Source organism: Aeromonas sp. Y289-2 (genome assembly GCF_027705925.1).
Taxonomy (GTDB): domain Bacteria; phylum Pseudomonadota; class Gammaproteobacteria; order Enterobacterales; family Aeromonadaceae; genus Aeromonas; species Aeromonas veronii.
This window is the reverse complement of sequence record NZ_JAPDCH010000003.1, coordinates 186,630-212,399: the sequence shown is the minus strand read 5'-3', so window position 1 is coordinate 212,399 and position 25,770 is coordinate 186,630. Positions and strand designations below refer to the sequence as shown.

The window sequence follows — 25,770 nt, the reverse complement described above, 5'->3', positions numbered from 1 at the left end:
CACTCATACAGGCACCCCGGCCAGCTCGGGCAGAGAGCCAGAGAGTGCATCGGCAAAGGCCTGCTGCTGGGCGGCACGCTCATAACAGGCCAGCGCCTGCTCGGCACTGTCAGCCCACACTTGCAAGGGGCCGACCACAAAACCCTGTTGCAGCAGGCTGGCGAGCAGCTCTCCCGTCTCCGGGGCCGCCAACGGCTGAGCCAGCACCAGCGTGCCCTTGATCAAAAAAAGATAACGTTGAGTGGACATGATATGGCTCCTTGTTCCGGTTCAGAGGAGGGCGATTCCCCCTTGCCGAGCCATTAGAACAAGGCGATTAGATAATTTATAATCAATAAATCGCCACTTTTGATAACCAATTGGAATGAAATTCGACTTGAGGCAACTGCAGGCGTTTGTGACGCTGGCCGACACCGCCAACTACCGGGAAGCGGCCAGCCGCCTCTTTATCACCCAGCCGGCCCTCACCAAGCAGATCCAGGGGCTGGAACAGACGCTGGGCTGCACCCTGTTCAAACGGGGCCGCCACGGCGCCGAGCTGACAGCGCTCGGTGCCCAGCTGCTCATTCAGGCGAGTGCGCTGGTCGAGCACGGTCGGGAGTTCGAAAGCCATGCGCTGGCGGTGGCGAGCGGGGTATCCGGTCGGCTCAAGATTGGCTTCGGTCTGTCGAGTTTCGCACTGGCCCCTGCGCTGGTGGCCCGCTTCAAGCAGCAGGTCCCGGACGTGATGGTCCATCTGCAGGATATGCCCTCCGCGATCCAGCAGGAGCAGCTGCTCTCCGGCCAGTTACAACTTGGCTTTATGCGCAGACCTCAGGTGCCGCAGTTACAGGAGCACAGACTGCTGATCGACCGGCTGGTGCTGGCGGTGCCGACACGAATGACCGAACCAGACCCGGCCGCATTCGACGTCCAGCAGGCACTGACCAGTCAACCCCTGTTGCAGATGGTGGGCCACCGCTGCCCCGGGCTCAGCCAGCAGATCGCCGGTTTTCTCGGCGCCAATCGGCTGACCGGCATGGTTCAGGAGGCCGAAGATATCCAGACGCTGGTGGCGCTGGTCGCGGCGGGCATAGGCAACGCCATCCTGCCGCGCAGCGTCAGCTTTATCGCAGGGCCCGATGTCACCCTCTATCCGCTCTCTGGTCCCAGCTCCGAGTGGGAAATCAGCATGGTATGGAATCCGGACTTTGCCGACCCCATCCGGGATCACTTCGTCAGGCAGGTGATCGCCAGCCATCCCCTGCCGATGTCGGCCACACCCGAGCGCTGAAACCAACGCTCGCTGGTTGCTAACACCGTGACCAACCAAAAAACAGTGCGCCCCCATCAAGGGGGCGCATGCAGGACAAAAGCGGCAATGCGGCTCAACAGTTGGCGCAGTGACTACGGTTTTTACCCGCCCCCTTAGCGCAATAAAGCGCCGCATCGGCCGCGGCCAGCAACACCCCTTCCCCCTCCAGCAGTTGCTCTGCCGTGTAGGTAGCAATGCCAATGCTGGCGCTAAGCTGAATATTATTTGCCACCACGATGTCGAGATCGTTGATGGCCTGACGGATCTCCTCTCCAATCCGCTGGGCCGCATCTCGATCGGTATTGCCGAGGATCAGGGCAAACTCGTCACCACCAAAACGGCAGGGCAGATCCGCCGGACGTTGGCAGAAAGATTGCAGAAGATGGCCCACCAGCTGGAGGGATCCATCCCCCATCTGATGACCAAGATGGTCATTACACGCCTTGAAGTTATCCAGATCCAGCATGATGAGGGAGAGCGGGGTATGTTCACGCATGCTGCGCCGCCACTCGTTATGCAAAAAGCTGTTGAACAGCCGCCGATTGGCCAGCCCGGTCAAGGGATCATGTTGGGAGAGGCTGGCAACTTCCAGCTCCAGCAGCTTGCGCTCGGTGATATTGATATGGGCGATGGAAAAATACTCGGCGTCAAGCCCGGGTACCGGCGCTACTCGCATCATAAACCAGCGCTGGGTGTCGGGGCTGTGGCAGGGGTATTCCAGATAGAACTTCTCCTGCTGATGACGGATAACCCGAAGGATCCCCTCCACGGCAGCCAATCCAGAGGGCTCGGATTCAGCATCACAAGCCCCCATATAATTGACCCCAATCCAGTTATATCCCTTGGGCATGCCGTTTTGCTCGGCAAACAGATCCCAGGCGAGATTGGTGTAATGGATCACGCCATCCCGATCTATCACCGATATCTGGTCTTCCAGCGAATCCAGCAGCGCAGCCAGATGATGGGCTCGCTCGGCGAAGTGACTCTGCCGCGTCTGTATATCATCCGCCATGGTGGCCATCCTGTGGCAAAAGTGGCATACCGCCATCTATTAACAATTAAGTCAGCAGATAGAGTAAAGCACCCCATTCCCACTTAGCCAACTGAGACCAAATTTCACCATCGCACACCATCCGGCAAGGTTTCAGGCCAGTTTCCCTGTTCCGGATAACAAGAGCACATCATGAGCATATGTATCTGATAAGTCACATTTAATGGCCACACCACTGATTTTCGCAGGGGATGCCATCGCCCTCTCCGTCCATTTTGGTGTTCGGGCAATGTTGCAAAAACCAGGTTGCCTCCTCGCAGGAGGTCATCTGGGAGCAATGCTGCCGACCATCACACTGGCGAATAAAGATCGTTGCCTGTGGCGTGCTGACCTCCTCCTGATTGAAAGAGGAGACCGGCAATGGCGCCATCGACTCGGCCGAGAAACGGGAATAGATGGAAAAGAGGCCGACGAGCACCAGCAGAGGGATCAATTTGCCACTCCAGCTGCTCTTGCGACGTCGATAGGGGTTACTTCTCTCTCTGGTCGAGGTGGGTCGTGGCGGCTGACTTGCCGCCCGAAACGATGGCGCCGCCGATGATGCGGACGAAGGCACTGCATCCGCCAACGTGAGCGGGCGATCGGGGAAAAAGACCTGTAACGCCCTCGGTTTGCCATCCTGGCCACTGCCGATCAGATAGGTGACACGCTCCCCCGGCTCTGGCACGCGGCCATCTGATTGCAGCGCCGTAACATGCACAAACAGCCCTGCACTGCGTGCTCCATTGATTGCCTGCTCGGCGCCATTTTGCTCCGGCGTAATAAATCCAAAGCCGCGCGCCTCGTTCCAGCTCGCGATCCGTCCCTGATAACGCATCTGTCCATCCTTGTTGTTATCCATGTGAGCACTATCTTGCCCGACAATCATGTTGCCCAAAAGCGCTTCGGCCCGACAGGGAGCCGCTGAGTCAATCTCAAAACGGTGATCGGGCGCAGCCTGCGTTAAGGATCAAGCCAGCTGGGACACCTTGATGATCTCGGCGATGCGGCCCAGCATCCGCAGCGAGGTGTGATGCTCGGTGGCATCTGCGGCGGCGCAGGCATCCTCCAGAATGGTGATGGCGTAGTCGCGATCGTGACCATCCCGCGTTGCCGCCTGAATGGCCCAGCTAGTACTCACCCCGCACAGATAGAGGTGGTCGATGTGATTGGCCCGCAGCGCAGGCTCCAGCGCCGTGCCATAGAAGGGGCTGACCCTGGGCTTGGCCAACACCAGATCACCGGGTTGCACATCCAGATCCGGGTGAAAGTCGGTGCCGCTGTCAGCCAAAGAGAGCGCTCCCAACTGGTGAGCGCGACCAAACATGGGAGACCCCTTGGGCTGCAGCTGATAGCCGCCGTCAAAGCCCACCTTGATCAGCACCACCAGCCAGCCGTGGGCGCGGGCATGGGCCAGCGCCTGATTGGCATGCGCAATGGCATCCTGCTCCAGCACATGGGCTGCGGAGGCGGCAATGCGCCCGTCGGGATGGGCAATATCGTTGATAAAATCGATCACCAGCAGTGCCTTGTTCATCACCTTTGCTCCTTCGCGCATTCAGCCCGTGTTATCTGGTTCCGACCTGTCAAACCAGCCCCAGTGCATAGCGCAGCGCCATCTCCTTCAATGGGCCCGCCTTGTCCGCCAGGTTGAGGGCCAGATTGCGGGCCAGCTTGAGCGGGCCAATCTCGTTGCTGAACACCCCGTAGAAGAGATCCATCCCCGACTGCATCAGCAGGTTGTCAGGACGACGGCGCCGCTCGTAACGCTCGGCCAACGCCAGTTGATGCCAGTCGGCGCCAGCTCCTTGCAGCAGATCAGTCCAGCAGGCCACATCCTTGAAGCCAAGGTTGACCCCCTGCCCCGCCAGCGGGTTGATGGTGTGGGCAGCATCGCCAAGCAACACCACCCGACCGGCGTGATAGTCGTTGGCGTGGCGGCGCACCAGCGGGAAGCTCCCCTTGCCGCTGACGGTAAATCCGCCGAGCCGGCTTGGGAAGTGGCGGCGCACTTCGGCGGCAAGCCCTTCGTTGCTCATGGCCGCCAGCGCGCGGATACGGGCCGGGCTGTCATACCACACCAGAGAGCCGTGCTGGCCTGGTAGTGGCAGGAAGGCGCGCGGGCCGCTCGGGGTGAACTGCTGCCAAGTGATATCTTCCTGCGCAAAGTCGGTGTCGATATTGATCAGCATGCAGTGCTGGCGGTACTCGAAGCGCGATACGCCGATACCCGCCAGCTTGCGGGTGTGGGATTCGGCACCATCGCAAGCCAGCACCCAGCGAGCCGCCAGCTCGGTGCCGTCGTCCAGAGTCAGCACAGCTTCATCTGCACTCTGGCGCAGGCTGGTCACCGCCGCCGGGGTGTGGGTCTGGATGGTGGGAAAATCCTCCATCCGCTTGAGCAGGGCGAGCTGCACCAGCCGGTTTTCGATGATGTAGCCGAGCTGGGGCAGACCGAGATCGGCGGAATTGAAGCGGGTGGCAAAACCGTCCAGCTCCCAGGTCTCCAGTCGGCGGTAGGGGCAGAGCCGCATCTGCTGCAGATGGTGCCAGGCACCGGCCTGCTCCAGCAGCGCCACCGAGGCCTGACTGATGGCGGAGACCCGCAGATCCAGCGGCTGCTCCGGCGCGTAATGCTCCGGCAGTTGGGTCTCGATGACCCGCACCGAGAGACCCTGAGCCGCCAGCAGACAGGCAGTGGCGGCGCCCACCATGCCGGCGCCGACGATGGCGATATCACACTGTTCCATACATTTATTCCTGAAAGGGTGCGTCCGGCGACAGCGCCCGGACGTGAACCGGATGGCTGCATGATAGCGCAAGGGCGGCTGATAAACAGTGAGACAAACGGGGAATTGCTGCGTCAAATCAAGGAGAAAGCTTATTGAGCTTGCTGGCAACAGGTATCGGGTGAGCACCATTGCCAGCTGGATATTAGCTAGGCAGTATCCAGATTGCGGAGTAAAATGCGCGGTCCTTTGACCATGCCGATTTCAAAACAAGTCAAGAGAAGCAATGAGCAAGAAACTTCACATTAAAACCTGGGGTTGCCAGATGAACGAGTATGACTCGTCCAAAATGGCCGACCTGTTGGATGCCAGCAATGGCTACACCCTTACCGAAGAGCCCGAAGAGGCAGATGTCTTGCTGCTGAATACCTGCTCCATCCGCGAAAAGGCGCAGGAGAAGGTGTTCCACCAGCTGGGACGCTGGAAAAAGCTCAAGGCCAACAAGCCCGGTCTGGTGATAGGCGTGGGTGGCTGCGTTGCCTCTCAGGAGGGCGATGCCATCCGCCAGCGCGCTCCCTATGTGGATATCGTGTTCGGCCCGCAGACCCTGCATCGCCTGCCCGCCATGATCAAGGAAGTGCAAGAGGGCCGTGGTGCCCAGGTTGATATCGCCTTCCCCGAGATCGAAAAATTCGACAGCCTGCCCGAACCGCGCGCCGAAGGGGCCACCGCGTTCGTCTCCATCATGGAAGGCTGCTCCAAATACTGTACTTACTGCGTGGTGCCCTACACCCGCGGTGAAGAGGTGAGCCGACCGCTGGACGACGTGCTCTACGAAATCGCCCAGCTCGCCCAGCAGGGCGTGCGCGAAGTGAACCTGCTCGGCCAGAACGTCAATGCCTACCGCGGTCCGACCTTTGATGGCGGCATCTGCACCTTCGCCGAGTTGCTGCGTCTGGTGGCCGCCATCGACGGTATCGATCGCATTCGCTACACCACCAGCCACCCGATCGAGTTCACCGACGACATCATCGAAGTCTACAAAGACACCCCGGAAGTGGTCAGCTTCCTGCACCTGCCGGTGCAGAGCGGCTCCGACCGTATTCTGACCATGATGAAGCGCCCGCACACCATCCTGGAGTACAAATCCAAGATCCGTCGCCTGCGTGCCGCCCGTCCCGACATCACCATCAGCTCCGACTTCATCGTTGGCTTCCCGAACGAGACGGACGAAGACTTTGAAGCGACCATGAAGTTGATCGAGGATGTGGGTTTCGACATGAGCTTCAGCTTCATCTTCAGTCCGCGCCCGGGCACCCCGGCCGCCGACATGCCCGACGATGTCGACATGGAAGTGAAGAAAGCCCGTCTGGCCCGCCTGCAGCACGTCATCAACAACCAGGCGATGCAGATTGGCCGTGCCATGCTGGGCACCACCCAGCGCATCCTGGTGGAAGGGCCCTCCAAGCTCGACCCGATGCAGCTGTGTGGCCGCACCGAGAACAACCGGGTGGTCAACTTCGAAGGCCAGCACACCCTGATCGGCGGTTTTGCCGACGTGGAGATCACCGAGGTGCGTCCCAACTCCCTGCGCGGCAAGTTCATCCGCGGCGAGAGCGAGATGAACCTGCGGATCGCCACCGCCCCGAGCGAAATCCTGGCCCGTCGCCCGGATAACGTACCGGACGAGCTGGGCGTTGCCGCCTTCACTCCCCATTAATCCCCTCCTCCCCATTCGCCCGGCGGATGGGGAGCGCCTTGAGACGAGGATATTTTGAGCCGACACATCTCGACCCTGAATCTGCATCTGGAGCCCGCCGACAACCAGCGCCTTGCCAGCCTGTGCGGCCCCTTCGATGACAACATCAAGCAGCTGGAGCGCCGCCTCGGCGTCGAGATCAGCTACCGTGACAGCCACTTCCAGTTGGTGGGCAAACCGGCCCAGCTGGATGCCGCCGCCGTCATCCTCAAGCACCTCTATGTGGAAACCCAGCCCCTCAAGGGTGGCAAGGTGACCGACATCACCCCCGACATGGTCCATCTGGCCATTCAGGAGTCGCGGGTGCTGGAGCAGGATGACGAACCTGCGCCGAGCATCCCCTATGGCAAGGAGGTGACGGTCAAGACCAAGCGCGGTCTCATCAAACCACGCAGCCCAAATCAGGCCCAGTACATTGCCAACATCGTGCGCCACGACATCTGTTTCGGCATAGGCCCGGCCGGTACCGGCAAGACCTATCTGGCGGTCGCGGCAGCCGTGGATGCGCTGGAGCGTCAGGAGATCCGCCGCATTCTGCTGACCCGTCCGGCGGTGGAAGCAGGCGAGAAGCTGGGCTTCCTGCCTGGCGATCTCTCCCAGAAGGTCGATCCTTACCTGCGCCCGCTCTACGACGCCCTGTTCGAGATGCTGGGCTTTGAGCGGGTCGAAAAGCTGATGGAGCGCAACATCATCGAAGTGGCGCCGCTCGCCTACATGCGTGGTCGTACCCTCAACGATGCCTTCATCATTCTCGATGAGGCCCAGAACACCACCACCGAGCAGATGAAGATGTTCCTCACCCGCATCGGCTTCAACTCCAAGGCGGTGGTCACCGGTGACATCACCCAGGTAGACCTGCCGCGCAACGCCAAATCCGGCCTGCGCCACGCGCTGGAAGTGCTGCCGGGAGTCGATGGTCTGTCGTTCAACTTCTTCGAGTCCAAAGACGTGGTGCGCCACCCGGTGGTGGCCCGTATCGTGCAGGCCTATGAGGCGTTCGACGCCAAACAGGCCGCCGAGAAGGTGGCCGGCCAAACAAACGCCAGCAAAGAGAGCGAGCAATGAGCGTAACCCTGGATCTGCAGCTGGCCAGTGCCAGCACTGACGGCCTGCCCACCGAAGCCCAGCTGCAAGGCTGGCTCGACGGCACCATTCTCGGCTTCCAGCAGGAGGCAGAAGTGACGGTGCGCATCGTCGACGAGGCGGAGAGCAACGAGCTCAACCTCACCTATCGCGGCAAGGACAAGCCCACCAACGTGCTCTCCTTCCCGTTCGAGGCGCCACCCGGTCTGGAGCTGCCGCTGCTCGGCGATCTGGTGATCTGCCGTCAGGTGGTGGAATGGGAAGCACAGGAGCAGGGCAAGCCCCTCATGGCCCACTGGGCCCACATGGTTGTGCACGGCAGTCTGCATCTGCTAGGTTATGACCATATCGAGGATGAGGAAGCCGAAGAGATGGAAGCGCTTGAGCGCGACATCATGCAGGAGCTCGGTTTTGCCGATCCTTATCTGAACGACGAAGAGTAAAGAACCGGATGGTCATCGTCTTGAAACAGCAGATGGCCATCCTTATATAACCCGAACTATTTCAAGTGTGTTCATACGAGTAACCAAGAGAGAAAATGACCGACGATCACCCTAGTACCGGCTCGCCGAAGAAAACCTGGCTCGACAAACTCAGCCAACTCTTCCAGGGCGAGCCAAAAGACCGCAATGATTTGGTAGACGTGATAGCCGATGCCGAAGAGCGCGACCTCATCGATCAGGACACCAAGGACATGATCGAGGGGGTGCTGGAGATCGCCGATCTTCGCGTGCGCGATATCATGATCCCCCGCTCCCAGATGGTGACCATCGAGAAGTCCCAGCCGGTGGATGCAATCCTGCCGGTGATCATCGAGTCCGGCCACTCCCGCTTCCCGGTGATCAACGAGGACAAGGATCATGTGGAGGGCATTCTGCTCGCCAAGGATCTGCTCCCCTTCGGGTTTGGCGGCCATCACGCCAGCGAGCCGCTGCAGCTCGAGAAAATCTTGCGCCCCACGGTGATCGTGCCGGAAAGCAAACGGGTTGACCGTCTGCTCAAGGAGTTCCGTGAAGAGCGCTACCACATGGCCATCGTGGTCGACGAATTTGGTGGCGTCTCCGGTCTGGTGACCATCGAAGACATACTGGAACTGATCGTTGGCGAGATCGATGACGAGTTTGACGACATCGAGGATGAGCCGGACGAAATCCGCCGCCTCAGCAAGCGGGTCTTCTCCATCAGTGCCCTGACCGAGATCGAGGATTTCAACGACTTCTTCGGCACAAAATTCAGCGATGAAGAGGTGGATACGGTAGGTGGTCTGGTAATGCACGCCTTCAGCCACCTGCCAAAGAAGGGCGAGGAGATCGAGCTGGACGGCTACCTGTTCAAGGTGATGCATGCCGACCGGCGCCGTCTGCAGCAACTGCAGGTGAAGATCCCCGAGCACCACGCGGCGGCGCAATCCGAACCGCAATAAGCAGATCCGCTCGATGTGTGAAACAACGCCCCGGCCTCGGGGCGTTGTGCTCTCTGCCACCGGCATCGAGGCTCGCCGTTGCCCCTCTTACAGGTTAAGATACCGGCCATTCGACCCCAGTTGCACACCAAGACGAGCACCATCGCCCGTGAGATTATCCCCTGTTACTTCCAAAATCCTGTTAAGCCTCAGTGCATTGGCCTCTGGCGCCATCGCCGTGCTGGCCTTCTCCCCCTTCGGCTACTGGCCGCTGGTGATCCCCTCCCTGCTTGGCCTCTACGCCCTGATGGACAAAGCCACGCCGAAACAGGCTGCCTGGCGCGGTTTTGGCTACGCCATGGGACTCTTTTTGCCAGGCCTGTGGTGGATCCATGTCAGCATGACCGAATTTGGCGGCATACCGCTGCCGGTCGCTTTCGTGCTGCTGGCTGGTCTGTCAGCCTATCTGGCGCTCTATCCGACGCTGGCCTGCTGGGCCTTTGCCCGCTTCTTCAGCGGCCGTCACTGGAGCCGCTGGCTGCTCGCCTTCCCGGCCCTGTGGTTGGTGGCTGACTGGCTGCGCGGCTGGGTGATGACCGGTTTCCCCTGGCTCTGGTTTGGTTACAGCCAGATCGACGGCCCCCTCAAGGGATTTGCTCCCATTCTCGGGGTGCAGGGCATCACCCTCGCCCTGTTGCTGTCCGCCTCCGCTATCTGGCTGGTGTGGAAGTCCCGCTCCCCGCTCTGGCTGGCGGTGCCTGCCCTGCTGGTGGCAGGTGCTCACGGTCTGATGCAGCTCAACTGGGTGACCCGTGGCGAGCCGGTCAAGGTGGCACTGGTGCAGGGCAATATCGCCCAGTCCCTCAAGTGGGATCCGGAGGCGCTGGCCCCCACGGTGCGTACCTATCAGGACTTGAGCCGCGAGAATCAGGATGCCGACATCATCATCTGGCCAGAGTCGGCGATTCCGGCTATCGAGAAGGCGATGGGCCCCTATCTGGAGAATCTGGACAAGGCGATGAAAGTGAATGATACCGGCCTGCTGGCGGGGATTATTCACTACGACGAGCAGCAACAGCGCTTCTACAATACCGTGCTCGGCATGGGGGTGCAGGATGCGGATGGCAAGGAGTCCTACTACTACAACCACTCCAACCGCTACAACAAGTACCACCTGCTGCCCATCGGCGAGTTCGTGCCATTTGAAGATCTGTTGCGCCCCATCGCCCCCTTCTTCAACCTGCCGATGTCCTCCTTCAGCCGGGGTGACGAAGTGCAGCCCAACCTAATCGCCAAGGGGCTCAAGTTTGCCGCCGCCATCTGCTACGAGATCATCTTCCCGGAGGAGGTGCGCCGCAACGTCAATGCCGATACCGACTTCCTGCTGACCGTCTCCAACGATGCCTGGTTCGGCACCAGCATCGGCCCGTGGCAACACATGGAGATCGCCCGGATGCGCGCGCTGGAGCTGGCTCGTCCGCTGCTGCGGGACACCAACACCGGTATCACTATCGTTACCGAGATCGATGGCAGCATCATCGGCCAGATCCCGCAGTTTGAAGCGGGCGTGCTGCGCAGCGAGGTGCGTCCCGCCCACGGTGAGACCCCCTACATGCGCTTTGGCAGCTGGCCCCTCTACGGTCTGACCGTGCTGCTGCTTGGTCTGGCGCTGGCGCTACGCCCCAAGGCCCACCCCTGGGCCCGCGAGCTGTAATGGCCATCCGCAATCCCTGATAAACAACCAGGCGCCCGCAGGCGCCTCGTTTTTTTTACGACAACTTATCAAGTATCTTTTTGCAGGCAGCAGATCACATAGCCGTAACTGCCCAGATATTGGCGGTGGATGGCCACTTCCCGGCTCAAATCCTGCCAGGCGGCACTCTCCCCCAGCTCGTCTCGATAGCGCAACAGATTGACCTCGATGGGGTCCAGATAATTGTTCCAGGCACTCATCGGCAATGGGGTGTGTGACAGGCAGCGGTAGCCTGCCGCTTGTACCGTCTCAAGCAGGCCCGCCAGCGTCTGCATGGCGGGATAATCCTGCTGCCAGAATGCCAATGCCTCCTCGGGCGGATTATCGGTCAGCCAGACCGCATCACTCAGCACGATGCAAGCCTGCGGGCTCGCGAGCAGCGGACGCCACGCCTTCAGCGCATTGGCAACCCCCATCACGTAGGCGCTCCCCTCTGCCCAGATGAGGTCGGCCGGGGCCAGATCGTCCGGCAGTGCCGCCATGTTGGCACAGAGGGTGGAGACATGCTCAAAGCCCGCCGCACGGGCGGAGTGCGCCACGGCGGCCAGCGCCTCCTCTTCCAGATCGATGGCCACAATGGCGGCATCGGTCACCTGAGCCAGCGCCATGGTCGAGGCACCGCGCCCGCAGCCCATGTCGAGGATCCGGCGCGGCCGAATGGGCAAGGCGGCAAACTGCTGCTGGGTGAAGGCGCGATCCCCCGGCCCCCAGTAACTCATGCCATCCAGCAGCTGGATAAAGTCCTTGATGTAACGCTCATGTTCATTCATGTCTTTGCTCAACCATTGCAAGTGGTAGCGATCTTTCTCGCTAAAACCCTGTTTCATCACCCACGCGAAGTAGGCCTCCGGTGCCTCGCGCTGCAGTTGCAGCTGCCAGGCCTTGAAATCCTCACCGGAGCGCGGGCGCAGCCCTGCCAAGTCCGCCAACAGATCTCGGGCGCGCTGCATCCGCGCCAGCTCCTCATCGAGCTCCCTGACCCGGGCCTGCAATGCCGCTTGATCTATCTCGCCAGCCAGACAGGCGAGGCACTGCTTGAGGCTGAGACCACCCGCCTGCAGGGCCTGCACCATTTGCAGCCGTTGCAGATCCCCCCCGTCATAATGGCGATAGCCGTTGGCAGCCCGGTTGCCGGCAATCACTCCCAGCTTCTCGTAATAGAGCAGGGTGGAGCGGGCGAGACCGCAGCGGCGGGCCAGTTCGGATATTTTCATGGCAATCACTCACGGTGCGGGCCATCAGGTGACCCGATAGAGACGAGCTTAAACTGTAAAGCTATAGACAGGTCAACGCCCTTTTCCAGAGATCCGCCAACAAAAGCGGCCACCCGAGGGTGGCCGTTGTCAGCGATAGGGCTGCGATGTTCTTGACTCAGAGACCGGCTGCCTCCAGATGCTCCACCAGCAGCTGCACGCTGCGGTTGCCGCGCCACTCGTTGACGTCAAGCCGGTAGACAAGCCGCACCCGCTTCACCGAGGCATCGGGCCAGCGCTTGAGATCGACGCCAAAGGCGATGGCATCCACCGCGTGACCGGAATCGGTTGTCAGCATCATTTTGAGGTGCTTCTCCCCCACCAGCCGCTGCTGCACCAGCACGAACTCGCCGTCAAACAGCGGCTCAGGGAAGGCCTGACCCCAGGGGCCGGAGGCGCGAATAAGCTCCGCCAGCTCGAGGTTGAGCTCATCCGGCAACAACTCGCCATCGGTGAGCAACACCCCGGTCAAAAGCTCCGGTGTCACCAGCTCACTGATGACCGCCTCAAAGGCCCGACCGAACGCCTCGATATTGGCCTTGGGCAGGGTCAACCCCGCCGCCATGGCATGGCCACCAAACTTGCCCATCAGGCCCGGGTGGCGGGTATCGAGCAGTTCCAGCGCATCGCGCAAGTGCACGCCAGGGATGGAGCGGCCGGAGCCCTTGAGCTCGGTCTCGCTGCTCTCGGCAAAGGCAATGACCGGGCGGTAGTATTTCTCCTTCACCTTGGAGGCCACCAGCCCCACCACCCCCTGATGCCACTCGTCCCGGTGCAGCACTATGCCCGACGGCACCTCGCCATCGCGAAACCGGATCTGCTCCAGGGTGGCGAGGGCCTCCTGCTGCATCCCCTGCTCAATCTCCTTGCGCTCCTGATTGAGGCTGTCCATCTCGGCCGCAAGCTGGCGCGCCAAATTGAGATCATCGCAGAGCAGACAGGCGACCCCGAGGGACATGTCATCGAGACGGCCCACCGCGTTGAGACGCGGCCCCAGCGCAAAACCGAGGTCGGCGGCGGTGAGACGGCGACCATCGCGACCCGACACATCCACCAGCGCCTGAATGCCGGGGCGACAGCGCCCGGCCCGGATCCGCTGCAAGCCCTGATGGACCAAGATGCGGTTGTTGCCATCGAGCGCCACCACATCGGCGACCGTGCCGAGGGCCACCAGATCGAGGTAATCCGCCACATTGGGGGCGCGTAACCCTTGCCGTTCGTACCAGCCGAGCTGACGCAGATGGGTATTGAGGGCCGCCATCAGGTAGAAGGCCACCCCCACCCCGGCCAGCGACTTGGAGGGGAAATCGCAACCGCGCTGGTTCGGGTTGACGATGGCATCGGCGTCAGGCAGCTCCTGACCCGGCAAATGGTGATCGGTAACCAGTACCTGCATACCCGCCGCCTTGGCAGCCGCCACCCCGGCGATGCTGGAGATGCCGTTATCCACCGTGATCAGAAACTCGGCGCCACGCGCCACCGCCAGCTCGACAATTTCGGGGGTAAGGCCGTAGCCAAACTCGAAGCGGTTGGGCACCAGAAAATCGATGTGGCGACCGCCCATGGCGCGCAGGGCCAGCACACACAGGGCCGAGCTGGTGGCACCATCGCAGTCGAAGTCGCCGACGATAAGGATCCGTTTCTGGGCAATCAGGGCATCCGCCAGCAACGGCACCGCCTGCTCCATCCCATAGAGGCGCTGGGGCGGCAACAGCTGGCTGGCGCTGCGCTCCAGCAGGGCGGGATCCTCTACGCCACGGCTGGCGAAGATTTGGCGAAGCAGGGGATGCAGGGTGGCAGGCAGATGGGAATCATCAACTCGCGGACGACGACGGATTTGCAGGGACATCAATATGATCCAGTATCTTGAGCAGCTGTTCGGGGCTCTGATACCCGCGCACCAGATCCCCGTCGGAGGAGACCCAGGCCGGCAGTACCTTGACCCCCAACCATTGGCTCAGGCCAATATTTTGGATAAGGGTCTCACTACATGCCGTTTGAGGCAAATAGGCTTTTAACGGATCATTTTGCAGCAGGGGATCGCTGCACCAGTCGGCGGCCCGCTCGGCGTGATCAATCACCGGATAGAGAGCCACGCTCACCCCGGATGCTTGCAGGTGTTGCAAGGTGCCGGAGAGCTGACGACGTTTGGCGTCCTGCTCGCCGAGAAACAACGCGACCCGGTGACGCTCATCCCGAGCCTTGAGCACGATGGGGGCATGGGCCACCTGTGCCAAGCCAAGTCGGCGCTGCTCGCGCATACCCGAGATGGTCAGGTTCTTCATGTCGCGGGTCATATCCAGCATGACCCCCTGCACCACATAATCCCCTTTGGCATCGCTGTAGAGCACCCCCTGTGAGGTGCCCAGCATATACAACCCCGCGATCGGGGTCGGTTCAACCAGATAGACGGGAACCCCCAACCGGGCCGTGATGGTCTGTTTCAAGGCTTGGGTATCCATCCCCGCTCTGGCAGCAAATGTGCACAAAAGCATCATTCCCAGTAGTAAATACTTCACTTGTTTACTCACGTGGTATGAATGAATCGACCCAGCAAACTACAGCAGCGCAGCTCATCATTCAACCAGCTACTTACCAAAAAATTAATATCACTTTGTACCAAAAAAATGGCTCCCCCCGATTGCCAAGGACTCATAACGCCCGCAAGCTAGTCAGGACGACAGGAACAACGCGGCTTAGCCTCTGTTTTTCCTGACAAGAGTTCGCCCTTTGGCAAGGGTAATCAACGCGCTATCTTGTTTAATTTCGGAGGAAATAATGAGTCTGATTCAAGAGTTCAAAGCCTTTGCCGCCCGCGGCAACGTCATCGACATGGCGGTCGGTATCATCATTGGTGCCGCCTTCGGCAAAATTGTCTCCTCTTTTGTCGGTGACGTGATCATGCCGCCCATCGGCCTGATCCTGGGCGGCGTGGACTTCAGCGACCTGGCGGTCACCCTGAAGGCCGCAGAAGGTGCAACACCCGCCGTGGTCATCGCCTATGGCAAGTTCATCCAGACCATCATCGACTTTCTGATCATCTCTTTTGCCATCTTCATGGGACTGAAGGCCATCAACACCCTCAAGAAAAAGCAGGAAGAGGAAGCCGCCGCCCCGGCAGGCCCGACCAAGGATCAGGAGCTGCTGACCGAGATCCGTGATCTGCTGAAATCCCAGCAAGGGAAATAAGCGCCATCTCCTGTCGTGTAGAGATAAAAAAACCGCCTGCTGGCGGTTTTTTGTTTTTGGGAGGCCAGCCACTCAGGCTCTGGGGTGGTGCTCACCGTGCAGCGCCTTGAGCCGTTCGTTGGCCACATGGGTGTAGATCTGGGTGGTGGAGAGATCCGCGTGACCCAACAGCATCTGCACAACCCGCAGGTCTGCGCCGTGGTTGAGCAGATGGGTGGCGAAGGCGTGACGCAAGGTGTGAGGGGAGAGCTCGCCGTTAATCCCGGCCCGCAGGGCATAGAGCTTGATGCGATGCCAGAAGGTCTGGCGAGTCATCATACGGGCCTGCTTGGAGGGAAACACCACATCCGAGCTGGTGCCCCCCAGCAGCAGGGTGCGGGCCTCCCGGTAGTAACGCTCCAGCCAGTGCATCGCCTCCTCGCCCATCGGCACCAGCCGCTCCTTGTTGCCCTTGCCCACTACGCGCACCAAGCCCTGACGCAAACTAACATGCTCGGCAGTGAGCCCCACCAGCTCGGAAACCCGCAAGCCGGTGGCGTAGAGCAGCTCCAGCATTGCCTTGTCCCGCAGCTCCAGCGGGTCATCCACCAGAGGCGCACTCAAGAGTGCCTCCACTTCCGCTTCGCTTAAATCGGAGGGGAGTTTTTTCGGCAGCTTGGGCCCCTCCAGCAGCACGGTCGGATCGTCGCTGCGTAGCTTCTCACGGTTGAGATACTGATAGAAACGGCGCAGGGCCGAGAGAAAACGGGCGGTACTGCTGGCCGCAAACTGGTGATCGACCCGCCAGGCGAGGTAGTGCTGGATCTCGTCCATCCCCGCCAGCAGCAGCGAGCTCCCCTGCTCGTCGAGCCAGAGGGAGAACTTCTCCAGATCGCTGCGATAGGAGCTGACCGTGTTGTCAGACAATCCCCGCTCCAGCCAGAGGGCATCGAGGAAGGGTTCAATCAGGGGGTGGGGGTCGGGTTTGCTCATGGTGCGCTGCAATCAGGGGAAAGATGGCCCATTGTAACGCGCCAACTCCTTGGAAAGACAAGGCACTTTCATTGGAAAGATAAGGCACGTTTGCCACACACCTTGCCGGGCGGTGAAGGTCGAATGGCAATCTGCTAGACTGGCGCCCTCCCCTTACGTTACCCATCGTGTTGCCAACATGGCGCAGCCCACACGAGCATGCGAGAACGCGCCAAAAGCAAGCGAGAAAGCGCCAACAGAGAGAAGAGCGATGAAGATTGGTCTGTTTTACGGTTCCACCACCTGCTACACCGAGATGGCAGCCGAGAAGATCCGCGCCCTCATCGGCCCCGAGCTGGTGGATATTCACAATATCAAGGATGTCTCCCTGCGCCGGATGGAGGATTACGAGATCCTGATCCTCGGCATCTCCACCTGGGATTTTGGCGAACTGCAGGAGGACTGGGAGTCCCGCTGGGAAGATATCGCCGATCTCCATCTGGAGGGACGCATCGTGGCCCTGTTTGGCCTCGGCGATCAGCTCGGTTATGGCGAATGGTTCCAGGACGCCCTCGGCATGCTGCACGATCAGCTGGTGCCAAAAGGGGTCAAGCTGGTGGGCTACTGGCCCAACGAAGGGTACGAATTCGATGCCTCCAAGGCACTGATCGATGATGGCCGTCACTTCGTCGGGCTGGCGCTGGACGATGCCAATCAATATGACCAGACAGATCCGCGCATCGAGCTGTGGGTCGAGCAGATCCTGAGCGAAATCCACGCCCTGCTCTGATCTTTCCCACTTTTTGGCAAAACGACCCTGAGCGCCTGGCCCTGGCCGCCGGGCGCAGTTATCGCACCGATTTTCTCAATCGGTATCATCGCATGACGCTATAGCGACTTTTTTGTGCTGGTCTGCAACAATGGACTCGACATCCCATAACAATCAGAGCCGGATGTCGGAAGCAAACGGACAGACCAGAAAAGGATATTCTATGACTCCATTCTCCCTGTTGGCCCCCGCCATTGCCCGTGACGTGCTCGATCACGCGCTGGCGCTGGGTGCCGATTTCGCCGAGCTGTTTGTGGAGCGCAAGCGCCGCAGCCAGCTCAGCCTGCTCTCCAGCCAGATAGAGAACATCAGCGGCGGCCTCGATTTCGGTATCGGCGTGCGCCTCTGTTACGGCCACAAGGTGCTCTACGGCTACACCAATCTGGCCAACCGCGACGAACTGCTGCGCATCGTCACCCTGCTGGCGGCCAAAGACCGCCGCGACCCCGTGGTGACCGCCACCGCCTTCGATTTCACCCGCTTGAGCGATCGCAACCCGGTGGCGCTGCCGCTGTCGGCAGACAAGCTGCTGGAGCAGAAGATCGCCTATCTGCACGCCATGGATGCGGCGGCCCGCGCCGAGAGCAGCAAGGTGAGCCAGTTCTCCGGCAACGTGCTGGGCTGGGAGCAGGAGGTGGAGATCTTCAACAGCGAAGGAGTGCAAGTGGCCGATCGCCGCCACTACAACCGCATCATGGCCCAGACCATCGCAATGGAAGGGAGCGAGCAGAGCGTCGGTTACGAGGCCCCCGGCGCCCTGATGGGCTGGGAGCATGCCGATCGCATCGATCCGCGCGAGCTGGCCCTCACCGCCACCCGTCAGGCACTGGTGAAACTGGGCGCGGCTCCCTGCCCGAGCGGCACCCTGCCGGTCATCATGGAGAACGGCTTTGGCGGCGTCATCTTCCACGAGGCGTGCGGTCATCTGCTGGAGACCACCTCGGTGGCCAAGAAGGCGTCGGTGTTCCACGACAAGATGGGCCAGCTCATCGCCAATCCTGTGGTCAATGCGGTGGACGAGGGACTGCAAGGCAACGCCTGGGGCTCCATCAACGTCGATGACGAGGGGATGGCGACCCAGCATACCCAGCTCATCAAGGATGGCGTCCTGACCGGTTTTCTGGTGGACAGAATGGGTGCCCTCAAGACGGGCTACGCCCGCACCGGCTCCGGGCGGCGCGAATCCTACAAGTACGCCCCCACCTCGCGCATGCGCAACACCTATATCGAACCGGGCAACCACAGCCTCGACGATATGCTGGCCACCGTCGAACATGGCATCTACGCCAAGAAGATGGGGGGCGGCTCGGTACAGCCCGGCACCGGTGAATTCAACTTCAATGTGCAGGAGGCCTACCTCATCGAGCACGGCAAAATAACCAAACCGCTCAAGTCAGCCACCCTGATCGGTACCGGCCCGCAGGTGTTGAAAGAGATCTCCATGGTGGGCCGCAATCTGGCGTTGGCCGCCGGTATGTGCGGCTCTGTCTCGGGCTCGGTCCCCACCTCGGTGGGCCAGCCGGCGCTGAAAGTGGACAATATCCTGGTGGGAGGGAACGCCTGATGAGCCAACTTGACATGAACCAACTGCTCACCCGCCTGCTCGACAAGGTGGCCGACCTCGGCGCCGAGGCAGACATCATCGCCAATCAGGAGAAGGCCTTCTCCCTCAAGGCAGACAAGGGCGAGCTGGGTGAATACAAGGTCACCAGCAGCCAGCAACTCGGTATTCGCCTGATCAAAGAGGGCCGAGTCGGCATCGCCTACTCGGAATCCCTCGATGAGCTGGCGCTGGATGCCATGCTGCAGGATGCGCTCGATGCCAGCCGCTTTGCCAAGGTTGACCCGGATCAGCGCATCTCGGTCGCCAATAGCCGGATCACTACAGATTGCGCCGAGATCAACCAGCCCGATACCACGCCGGTTGAGGAGAAGATCGCTCTGGCCCTGCATCTGGAATCTGACATGCTGGCCATGCCCGATGTGAGCGGCGCCCCCTACAACAGCTTCTTCGAAGGGGAGAGCCAGCTCTGGCTCGCCAACAGTCAGGGCACCCTCTGCCAGCACGGCGAGTTCAGCGTCGGCTGCTACACCTCGGCGCTGGTGGAACGGGATGGCCGCCAGTCGATGCACTCGCAGGGGCAGTATGGCCGTCGCTTCGACGAGCTGGACAGTCAGGCCCTGATCGAGCAAATCTACGCCATCGCCGATGGTCTGCTGCCCGGTGAAGCGGTGCCGAGCGGTCGCTACAGCGTCATCTTTAGCACCAACTGCTTCGCCAGCCTGTTTGGCTGCTTTCAGGGTGTGCTGTCGGGCAAGTGGGCCCAACAAGGGATCAACCCCTGGCGCAGCAAAGTCGGCCAGAGCGTAGCGTCACGCTGGCTTACTCTGGAAAGCCGGGTCTATATGCCGGGCGGCATGAACATCAAGGCGTTTGATGGCGAGGGGGCGGCCAGCTCGGATCTGCTGCTGATTGGCGAAGGGGAGCTGAAGACCCTGCTCCACAACAGCGCCACCGCCCGCCACTTTGGCGTCGCCAGCAACGGCTCGGCCGCTCGCGGTGCCCGCAGCGCCCTCGATGTGACCGCTCGCCATCTGGTGTTTGGCGCGGGCCCCCACTGCGAAGCGGAAGTGCAGAGCGGCGACTATCTGGAGCTGGTCAAGCTGGACGGCCTGCATTCGGGTGCCGATGCGGTGAGCGGTGACTTCTCCTTTGGCGCGTCGGGCTTCCTCTGCCGCGATGGAGTTCGCCTGCAGCCGGTGCGCGGCATCACGGTAGCAGGCAACTTCTACCGCCTGCTGGGTGAGCTGGAAGCGGTCGGTGACACCATGCACCACAACGACGGCAAGGGCTTCTACGCCCCGCAGATCCGTTTTGGCGGCCTCTCCGTCGCGGGCAAGTAAACGTCCCGACGAAACCTGCAAGTAAGAAAAAGGCGCCTGATGGCGCCTTTTTGCTCGTTGTCTCGTCCACATTGATGGCATGACTCAGGGCGAAAGCGGCTCGCGGTGATATTCGGCGCAGCCGCACTCGGGGCAAGTATCGAGCTGCTGGGGATGCAGCACGGTATGGCGCCAGCCACACTGGTCGCACACCATGACCCCGAGCCCTACCCAGTCACCCGCTTCGTAAACCCCCTTGTGCTCCAACTCGTCGGCCAGCTCCCGCCACTCCACCTGGGCGCGGTCGGTCACATCCGCCAGCCAGGACCAGGCGGTGTCTTTGAGGGCCAACATAAAGGCAGACTCTTCCACCTGCGCACTATCGTCATGGCGCCCCTCGTCATAGTTGCCCAGATCCCGCTTCACGTACTCGGCGATGAGCGCCAGTTCGTCTTGGGTCAGGTCGCTGGCAGCCTCCAGATAGGCCTGCACCTTGGCAATCATCCGGTTGAGGCGCTCCCCCTGGAACTCTTCAGTCTCTTGCCACTGTTTTTGCAGCTCGGCAATGAAGGCTTCGTACCCTTTTTGACGTTTGTCCATGGCTCTAACTCCTCTACTAAACCCTGATCTGGCCCGGCTTAAGGCCCAAGGGACGCTGGCGGTTGTTGCCGCCGCAGGATATGGGTATTCTATTGCGATTTCCCAGCTGATTTATCTATTCATTTCACAGATCCGGATGTCACCAATGCAAGAGCAATACGTTCCCCAATCAATCGAACCAGCAGTGCAAAAGCACTGGGATGCCAAGAAAACCTTCAAGGCCGTGGAGAAGGTAGACAAGGAGAAGTTCTACTGCCTGTCCATGTTCCCCTATCCGTCTGGTCGACTACACATGGGGCACGTTCGTAACTACACCATAGGTGATGTGATCTCCCGTTATCAACGCCTCAATGGCAAGAACGTGCTGCAACCCATAGGTTGGGATGCATTCGGTCTGCCGGCCGAGAACGCAGCGATCAAAAACAATACCGCGCCGGCGCCCTGGACCTACGAAAACATCGAATACATGAAGAACCAGCTGAAGATGCTGGGTCTGGGTTATGACTGGGATCGTGAAATCGCCACCTGCAAACCGGATTACTACCGCTGGGAGCAGTGGTTCTTCACCAAGCTCTACGAGAAGGGTCTGGTCTACAAGAAGACCTCCTCCGTCAACTGGTGCCCGAACGACATGACAGTGCTGGCCAACGAACAGGTGGTCGACAACTGCTGCTGGCGCTGTGACACCCCGGTGGAACAGAAAGAGATCCCCCAGTGGTTCATCAAGATCACTGACTACGCCGAAGAGCTGCTCAGCGACATCGACAATCTGGAAGGCTGGCCAGAGATGGTCAAGACCATGCAGCGCAACTGGATTGGCCGCTCCGAAGGGGTCAACATCAGCTTTGCCATCGAGGGTCAGGCTGATCAGCTGGAGGTCTACACCACCCGTCCGGACACCTTCATGGGCGTCACCTATGTCGGTATCGCTGCCGGTCACCCGCTGGCGCTGCAAGCAGCCCAGAACAATCCGGAGCTGGCCGCCTTCATCGAAGAGTGCAAGAACACCAAGGTAGCCGAAGCAGAACTGGCCACCATGGAGAAGAAGGGCATGGCCACCGGCCTCTATGCCATTCACCCGCTGGATGGCCGCAAGGTACCGGTCTGGGTCGCCAACTTTGTGCTGATGAACTACGGCACCGGCGCCGTAATGGCAGTTCCGGCCCACGATCAGCGTGACTTCGAATTCGCCACCAAATATGGCCTCGACATCAAGGCGGTGATCAAGCCGGTTGATGGCGACGTCGACGTGAGCGAAGCCGCGTACACCGAGAAGGGCGTGCTGTTCAACTCCGGCGAGTTTGATGGTCTCGACTTCCAGGGTGCCTTTGATGCCATCGCCAACAAGCTGGAAACACTGGGCAAGGGCAAGCGCACCGTCAACTTCCGTCTGCGCGACTGGGGTGTCTCCCGTCAGCGCTACTGGGGTGCTCCCATCCCGATGCTGACTCTGGCTGACGGTACCGTGGTGCCGACGCCGGAAGACCAGCTGCCGGTGCTGCTGCCGGAAGATGTGGTGATGGACGGTATCCAGAGCCCGATCAAGGCCGACGCCGAGTGGGCCAAGACCACCTACAACGGTCAGGAAGCGTTCCGCGAGACCGATACCTTCGACACCTTTATGGAGTCCTCCTGGTACTACGCGCGCTACTGCTCCCCGGACTACGACAAGGGCATGCTGGATCCGGCGGCTGCCAACCACTGGCTGCCGGTGGATCAGTACATCGGCGGTATCGAACACGCCTGTATGCACCTGCTCTATGCCCGCTTCTTCCACAAGCTGCTGCGTGATGCAGGCCTCGTGAACAGCGACGAGCCGTTCAAGCGCCTGCTCTGCCAGGGCATGGTGCTGGCTGACGCCTTCTACTACAAAGACGAGAAGGGCGGCAACGTCTGGGTCAGCCCGACCGACGTCAAGGTAGAGCGTGACGAGAAGGGTCGCATCACCAAGGCCATCGACAACGAAGGCCGTGAGGTAATGCACTCCGGCATGACCAAGATGTCCAAGTCCAAGAACAACGGCATCGACCCGCAGCTGATGGTCGAGCGTTACGGCGCCGATACCGTCCGTCTGTTCATGATGTTCGCCTCTCCGGCCGAGATGACCCTGGAGTGGTCCGACTCCGGCGTAGAGGGGGCCCAGCGCTTCCTGCGTCGCCTGTGGCGCGTCACCTTCGAACACGTTTCCGGTGGCGCCGTTGCCGCTCTGGATGTGGCTGCTCTCACCAACGAGCAAAAAGCGGTACGCCGTGAACTGCACAAGACCATCGCCAAGGTGAGTGATGACGTGGGTCGCCGTCAGACCTTCAACACCGCCATCGCCGCCATCATGGAGCTGATGAACAATCTCTCCAAGCTGGGTTCAGAAGAGCAAGACCGCGCCCTAATGCAGGAAGCGCTGGAAGCCGTGGTAGTCATGCTCTACCCCATCACCCCGCACATCGGCTTCGAGCTGTGGAAGATGCTGGGCAAAGGCGACGACATCGATCACGCAGCCTGGCCGGTGGCCGATGAAGCGGCCATGGTCGAGACCGAGAAGCTGGTGGTGGTGCAGATCAACGGCAAGATGCGCGGCAAGCTGACCGTGCCGGCCGAGATCAGCCAGGCCGATGTCGAGAAGCTGGCAATGGCCGATGCTTCCGTGCAGAAGTTCACCGACGGGCTGACCGTGCGCAAGGTGATCTATGTACCTGGCAAGCTGCTCAATATTGTCGCTAACTGATCGGTTGCCAACTGATCATTGCCAATCTGTGACAGCAAACGGATGATAACGGCGGGCCCTGCGCCCGCCGCTTTCCCTTAATGCAAAGAGGATTTTCTATGGGCACCATCTTCACCCGCTGGATGGCCATCGTGCTGGCAGGTCTGCTGCTGCAAGGCTGCGGCTTTCACATGCGCGGCAACGGCATTCCGAGCGAGCTGATGACCATGAAGGTCGTGGGCGACAACAAGAGCGACTTCTACCGGATGGTCACCACCCGTCTGAAGGCCTCTGGCGTGACCCTGGCCGACAAGGAGGGCATTCCGGTGCTCACTCTGGGCGGCGTAGGCAGCACCAGTCAGGTCGCCTCGGTCAACGCGCTGGGGACGGACACCGAATATGTGCTGGGCTTTGGTACCCAGTTCACCATCTCGGTACCGGGCAAGCCAACTCAGGTCTTCCCCATCAACTTCAACCGCAGCTTCCTCAACAAGCCGGATGCAGCGCTCGCCTCCTCCCGTGAGCAGGAGCAGCTCAACCGCGAAATGCAGGAGCAGGCGGCCAATCAGGTGATCCGGCAGTTGAGTCAGGTCAGCTTCTGATGCGGATTTACCCGGAACAATTTGGTGACCACCTCAAAGCAGGGCTTCGGCCCTGCTATCTCGTTTTTGGCGACGAGCCCCTGCTGCGACTGGAAGCCATCGATGCCATTCGTCAGATCGCCCGCAAGCAGGGTTTCGATGAACGCCACACCTTCGTGGTAGAACAGGGGCTGGACTGGAATCAGGTCTACGATGCCTGTCAGGCCATGAGCCTCTTCTCAGCCCGCCAGATCATCGAGCTGGAGCTGCCCGCCAAGGTGGACAAGGATCTGGCCGCCCGTATCAGCGAAATCGGCAAGCAGCTTCATCCCGACCTGCTGCTGGTGTTGAGTGGCGGTCGCCTCAACCAGACCCAGATGAAGGCAGCCTGGTTCGACAAGCTCTACCAGATTGGCACCTATGTGCCGGTCAACCATCCGGAGCCCAAGTTTTTCCCCCGCTGGATGAGCGCCCGTTTTGCGCGTTTCGGCCTCAAGGCGCTGCCGGATGCCATCAACTTCATGTGCCACTCCTACGAGGGCAACCTGCTGGCCGCCAGCCAGGAGATCGAGAAGCTGACCCTGCTCTCGCCGCCCCAGCCCATCAGCGTCACCTATCTGCAAGAGACCATTATCCGCCACGCCCACTTCACCCCGTTCCAGCTGGTCGATACCCTGCTGGAGGGCAAGGTGAACCGGGCCCAGCGCATTCTGGCCGCTCTGCGGGCCGAAGGTACCGAGCCAGGGATGCTGGCCTGGACCCTCTGCCGCGAGCTGGAGCAGCTGACCGAACTGTCGCTGGCGATGCGCAACGGCCAGCCGCTGGGTGAGCACTTCAGCCGCCTGCGCATCTGGCAGAGCCGCCAGCAGCTCATTCAGCAAGCACTGACCCGACTGCCGTTTGCCAAGTTGCAGCAACTGTGGCAACTGATGGCCCAGCTGGACGATGCCCAGCGCCGCTTCGATACCGAGCAGACGTGGCTGATGCTGCAGACCATTGCCCTCGGCTTTCGTGATGGCACCCCGCTGCCGCTGGTGATGGAGAGCAGCCCGTGCTGAAGGCGCCTGTCGGTTTGCTTGGCGGCACCTTCGACCCCATCCATATCGGTCATCTGCGCCCGGCCATCGAGGCGCGCGATGCCCTCGGGCTGGCCGAAATGCGGCTGATCCCGAACCATATCCCGCCCCACCGCGCCAATCCGTTCTGCTCCAGCGAACAGCGCCTCGCCATGGTCAAGCTGGCGGCGGCGGAGAACCACCACTTTGTGGTGGATGAGCGGGAGCTGAAGCGGGATAAACCCTCTTACACCATCGATACCCTGATCGAGCTGCGTCGTGAACTGCCCGATACGCCGCTCTGTTTTCTGATGGGGATGGATTCCCTGCTGAGCCTGCCAAGCTGGCACCGCTGGCAGGAGTTGCTCGACTATGCCCATCTGGTGGTGAGCGTGCGGCCGGGCTGGCAACCGGATTATCCGACCGAGGTGGCGCAGCTGTTGGCGCGCCATCACACCACAGATGCCAACGCGCTGCATCAGCGTCTGGCCGGTCATATCTGGCTGGCGGACAACCAGCCCATCGAACTGTCAGCCACCCGACTGCGAGCCTTGCTGGATGCGGGACAAGACACCCGCTACCTCTTGCCCGAGTCGGTTGCGCACTATATTGATCAACAGGGGCTCTACCGCGCCAACCGCCGCTAGCCCCTGTCGTAATCCCGCCCCACCCGATGGG

At 60.8% G+C, this 25,770-nt stretch carries 24 protein-coding genes; 14 read left to right on the top strand and 10 right to left on the bottom strand.

Annotated features, from left to right (window positions below):
* Positions 1-3: 3 nt before the first annotated feature.
* On the bottom strand, positions 4-249 hold the full coding sequence (locus OKC43_RS07390) for a hypothetical protein (protein WP_139433319.1): 246 nt from the start codon (positions 247-249) through the stop codon (positions 4-6).
* Positions 250-364: 115 nt separating this feature from the next.
* On the opposite strand from OKC43_RS07390, the gene OKC43_RS07385 reads away from it, so the two are divergent.
* The gene (locus tag OKC43_RS07385) at positions 365-1,273 is read left to right on the top strand and encodes a LysR family transcriptional regulator (RefSeq protein WP_236271578.1); all 909 of its coding nucleotides are present in this window, start codon (positions 365-367) and stop codon (positions 1,271-1,273) included.
* A 94-nt stretch (positions 1,274-1,367) separates the two neighbouring features.
* On the opposite strand, the gene OKC43_RS07380 is transcribed toward OKC43_RS07385, so the two are convergent.
* From OKC43_RS07380 to OKC43_RS07365, 4 genes are all read right to left on the bottom strand, one after another.
* Positions 1,368-2,306, bottom strand: a complete 939-nt coding sequence (locus OKC43_RS07380) for a sensor domain-containing diguanylate cyclase (protein ID WP_179902367.1) — start codon at positions 2,304-2,306, stop codon at positions 1,368-1,370.
* Positions 2,307-2,505: 199 nt separating this feature from the next.
* Positions 2,506-3,162 (bottom strand): excalibur calcium-binding domain-containing protein, encoded by a 657-nt coding sequence (locus tag OKC43_RS07375; RefSeq protein WP_236271632.1) that lies wholly within the window; start codon positions 3,160-3,162, stop codon positions 2,506-2,508.
* 132 nt (positions 3,163-3,294) lie between these two features.
* Positions 3,295-3,861: a cysteine hydrolase family protein gene (locus tag OKC43_RS07370; protein ID WP_129503444.1), complete on the bottom strand. Its 567-nt coding sequence runs from the start codon at positions 3,859-3,861 to the stop codon at positions 3,295-3,297.
* Between the two features lie 49 nt (positions 3,862-3,910).
* Positions 3,911-5,074, bottom strand: coding sequence for an FAD-dependent oxidoreductase (locus OKC43_RS07365; protein ID WP_236271577.1), 1,164 nt, complete (start codon positions 5,072-5,074; stop codon positions 3,911-3,913).
* Between the two features lie 265 nt (positions 5,075-5,339).
* Here OKC43_RS07365 and miaB point away from each other — a divergent pair, with 265 nt between their 5' ends.
* The 5 genes from miaB (at position 5,340) to lnt (ending at position 11,011) form a co-directional block, all read left to right on the top strand.
* Entirely contained in the window at positions 5,340-6,773 is a 1,434-nt protein-coding gene (gene miaB, locus OKC43_RS07360) for a tRNA (N6-isopentenyl adenosine(37)-C2)-methylthiotransferase MiaB (RefSeq protein ID WP_005335132.1), read from the top strand.
* Positions 6,774-6,827: 54 nt separating this feature from the next.
* Positions 6,828-7,877, top strand: a complete 1,050-nt coding sequence (locus OKC43_RS07355; RefSeq protein WP_005362369.1) for a PhoH family protein — start codon at positions 6,828-6,830, stop codon at positions 7,875-7,877.
* On the top strand, positions 7,874-8,338 hold the full coding sequence (gene ybeY / locus OKC43_RS07350; RefSeq protein ID WP_236271576.1) for an rRNA maturation RNase YbeY: 465 nt from the start codon (positions 7,874-7,876) through the stop codon (positions 8,336-8,338). The genes OKC43_RS07355 and ybeY overlap by 4 nt, the downstream gene beginning before the upstream one ends.
* 95 nt (positions 8,339-8,433) lie before the next feature.
* Entirely contained in the window at positions 8,434-9,318 is an 885-nt protein-coding gene (gene corC, locus OKC43_RS07345) for a CNNM family magnesium/cobalt transport protein CorC (protein ID WP_005354092.1), read from the top strand.
* A 148-nt stretch (positions 9,319-9,466) separates the two neighbouring features.
* Complete coding sequence (gene lnt / locus OKC43_RS07340) at positions 9,467-11,011, top strand: apolipoprotein N-acyltransferase (protein WP_236271575.1); 1,545 nt, start codon at positions 9,467-9,469, stop codon at positions 11,009-11,011.
* A 68-nt stretch (positions 11,012-11,079) separates the two neighbouring features.
* Here the strand turns inward: lnt and OKC43_RS07335 are convergent, their stop codons facing one another.
* The 3 genes from OKC43_RS07335 to OKC43_RS07325 all read right to left on the bottom strand — a co-directional run bounded on the left by OKC43_RS07335 (position 11,080) and on the right by OKC43_RS07325 (position 14,765).
* Positions 11,080-12,264 (bottom strand): MerR family transcriptional regulator, encoded by a 1,185-nt coding sequence (locus OKC43_RS07335; RefSeq protein WP_236271574.1) that lies wholly within the window; start codon positions 12,262-12,264, stop codon positions 11,080-11,082.
* 157 nt (positions 12,265-12,421) lie between these two features.
* The gene (recJ, locus tag OKC43_RS07330; protein ID WP_236271573.1) at positions 12,422-14,152 is read right to left on the bottom strand and encodes a single-stranded-DNA-specific exonuclease RecJ; all 1,731 of its coding nucleotides are present in this window, start codon (positions 14,150-14,152) and stop codon (positions 12,422-12,424) included.
* Positions 14,118-14,765, bottom strand: a complete 648-nt coding sequence (locus OKC43_RS07325; protein ID WP_005335146.1) for a disulfide isomerase DsbC N-terminal domain-containing protein — start codon at positions 14,763-14,765, stop codon at positions 14,118-14,120. Before OKC43_RS07325 ends, recJ begins: the two co-directional genes overlap by 35 nt.
* Before the next feature lie 316 nt (positions 14,766-15,081).
* Between OKC43_RS07325 and mscL the strand changes: the two genes are divergently transcribed.
* The gene (gene mscL, locus OKC43_RS07320) at positions 15,082-15,492 is read left to right on the top strand and encodes a large-conductance mechanosensitive channel protein MscL (RefSeq protein ID WP_047438040.1); all 411 of its coding nucleotides are present in this window, start codon (positions 15,082-15,084) and stop codon (positions 15,490-15,492) included.
* Between the two features lie 72 nt (positions 15,493-15,564).
* Here mscL and xerD read toward each other — a convergent pair whose 3' ends face one another.
* Positions 15,565-16,464 carry a site-specific tyrosine recombinase XerD gene (xerD, locus tag OKC43_RS07315; protein WP_005362383.1) on the bottom strand — a complete coding sequence of 300 codons (900 nt, stop codon included), beginning with the start codon at positions 16,462-16,464 and terminating at the stop codon, positions 15,565-15,567.
* 250 nt (positions 16,465-16,714) lie between these two features.
* Between xerD and fldB the strand changes: the two genes are divergently transcribed.
* From fldB to OKC43_RS07300, 3 genes are all read left to right on the top strand, one after another.
* Positions 16,715-17,233, top strand: coding sequence for a flavodoxin FldB (gene fldB, locus OKC43_RS07310; RefSeq protein ID WP_236271571.1), 519 nt, complete (start codon positions 16,715-16,717; stop codon positions 17,231-17,233).
* Between the two features lie 202 nt (positions 17,234-17,435).
* Positions 17,436-18,836, top strand: coding sequence for a TldD/PmbA family protein (locus OKC43_RS07305; RefSeq protein WP_236271570.1), 1,401 nt, complete (start codon positions 17,436-17,438; stop codon positions 18,834-18,836).
* Entirely contained in the window at positions 18,836-20,176 is a 1,341-nt protein-coding gene (locus OKC43_RS07300) for a TldD/PmbA family protein (RefSeq protein WP_236271569.1), read from the top strand. Before OKC43_RS07305 ends, OKC43_RS07300 begins: the two co-directional genes overlap by 1 nt.
* Positions 20,177-20,260: 84 nt before the next feature.
* Here OKC43_RS07300 and OKC43_RS07295 read toward each other — a convergent pair whose 3' ends face one another.
* Entirely contained in the window at positions 20,261-20,755 is a 495-nt protein-coding gene (locus OKC43_RS07295) for a zinc ribbon-containing protein (protein WP_005335155.1), read from the bottom strand.
* A gap of 145 nt (positions 20,756-20,900) precedes the next feature.
* On the opposite strand from OKC43_RS07295, the gene leuS reads away from it, so the two are divergent.
* The 4 genes from leuS (at position 20,901) to nadD (ending at position 25,739) form a co-directional block, all read left to right on the top strand.
* Entirely contained in the window at positions 20,901-23,477 is a 2,577-nt protein-coding gene (gene leuS, locus OKC43_RS07290; RefSeq protein ID WP_236271568.1) for a leucine--tRNA ligase, read from the top strand.
* Positions 23,478-23,575: 98 nt separating this feature from the next.
* On the top strand, positions 23,576-24,058 hold the full coding sequence (locus OKC43_RS07285; RefSeq protein ID WP_005335160.1) for an LPS-assembly lipoprotein LptE: 483 nt from the start codon (positions 23,576-23,578) through the stop codon (positions 24,056-24,058).
* Positions 24,058-25,095, top strand: coding sequence for a DNA polymerase III subunit delta (gene holA, locus OKC43_RS07280; RefSeq protein WP_236271567.1), 1,038 nt, complete (start codon positions 24,058-24,060; stop codon positions 25,093-25,095). Before OKC43_RS07285 ends, holA begins: the two co-directional genes overlap by 1 nt.
* Positions 25,089-25,739, top strand: a complete 651-nt coding sequence (nadD, locus tag OKC43_RS07275; RefSeq protein WP_236271566.1) for a nicotinate-nucleotide adenylyltransferase — start codon at positions 25,089-25,091, stop codon at positions 25,737-25,739. The genes holA and nadD overlap by 7 nt, the downstream gene beginning before the upstream one ends.
* The last annotated feature ends 31 nt before the right edge of the window (positions 25,740-25,770 follow it).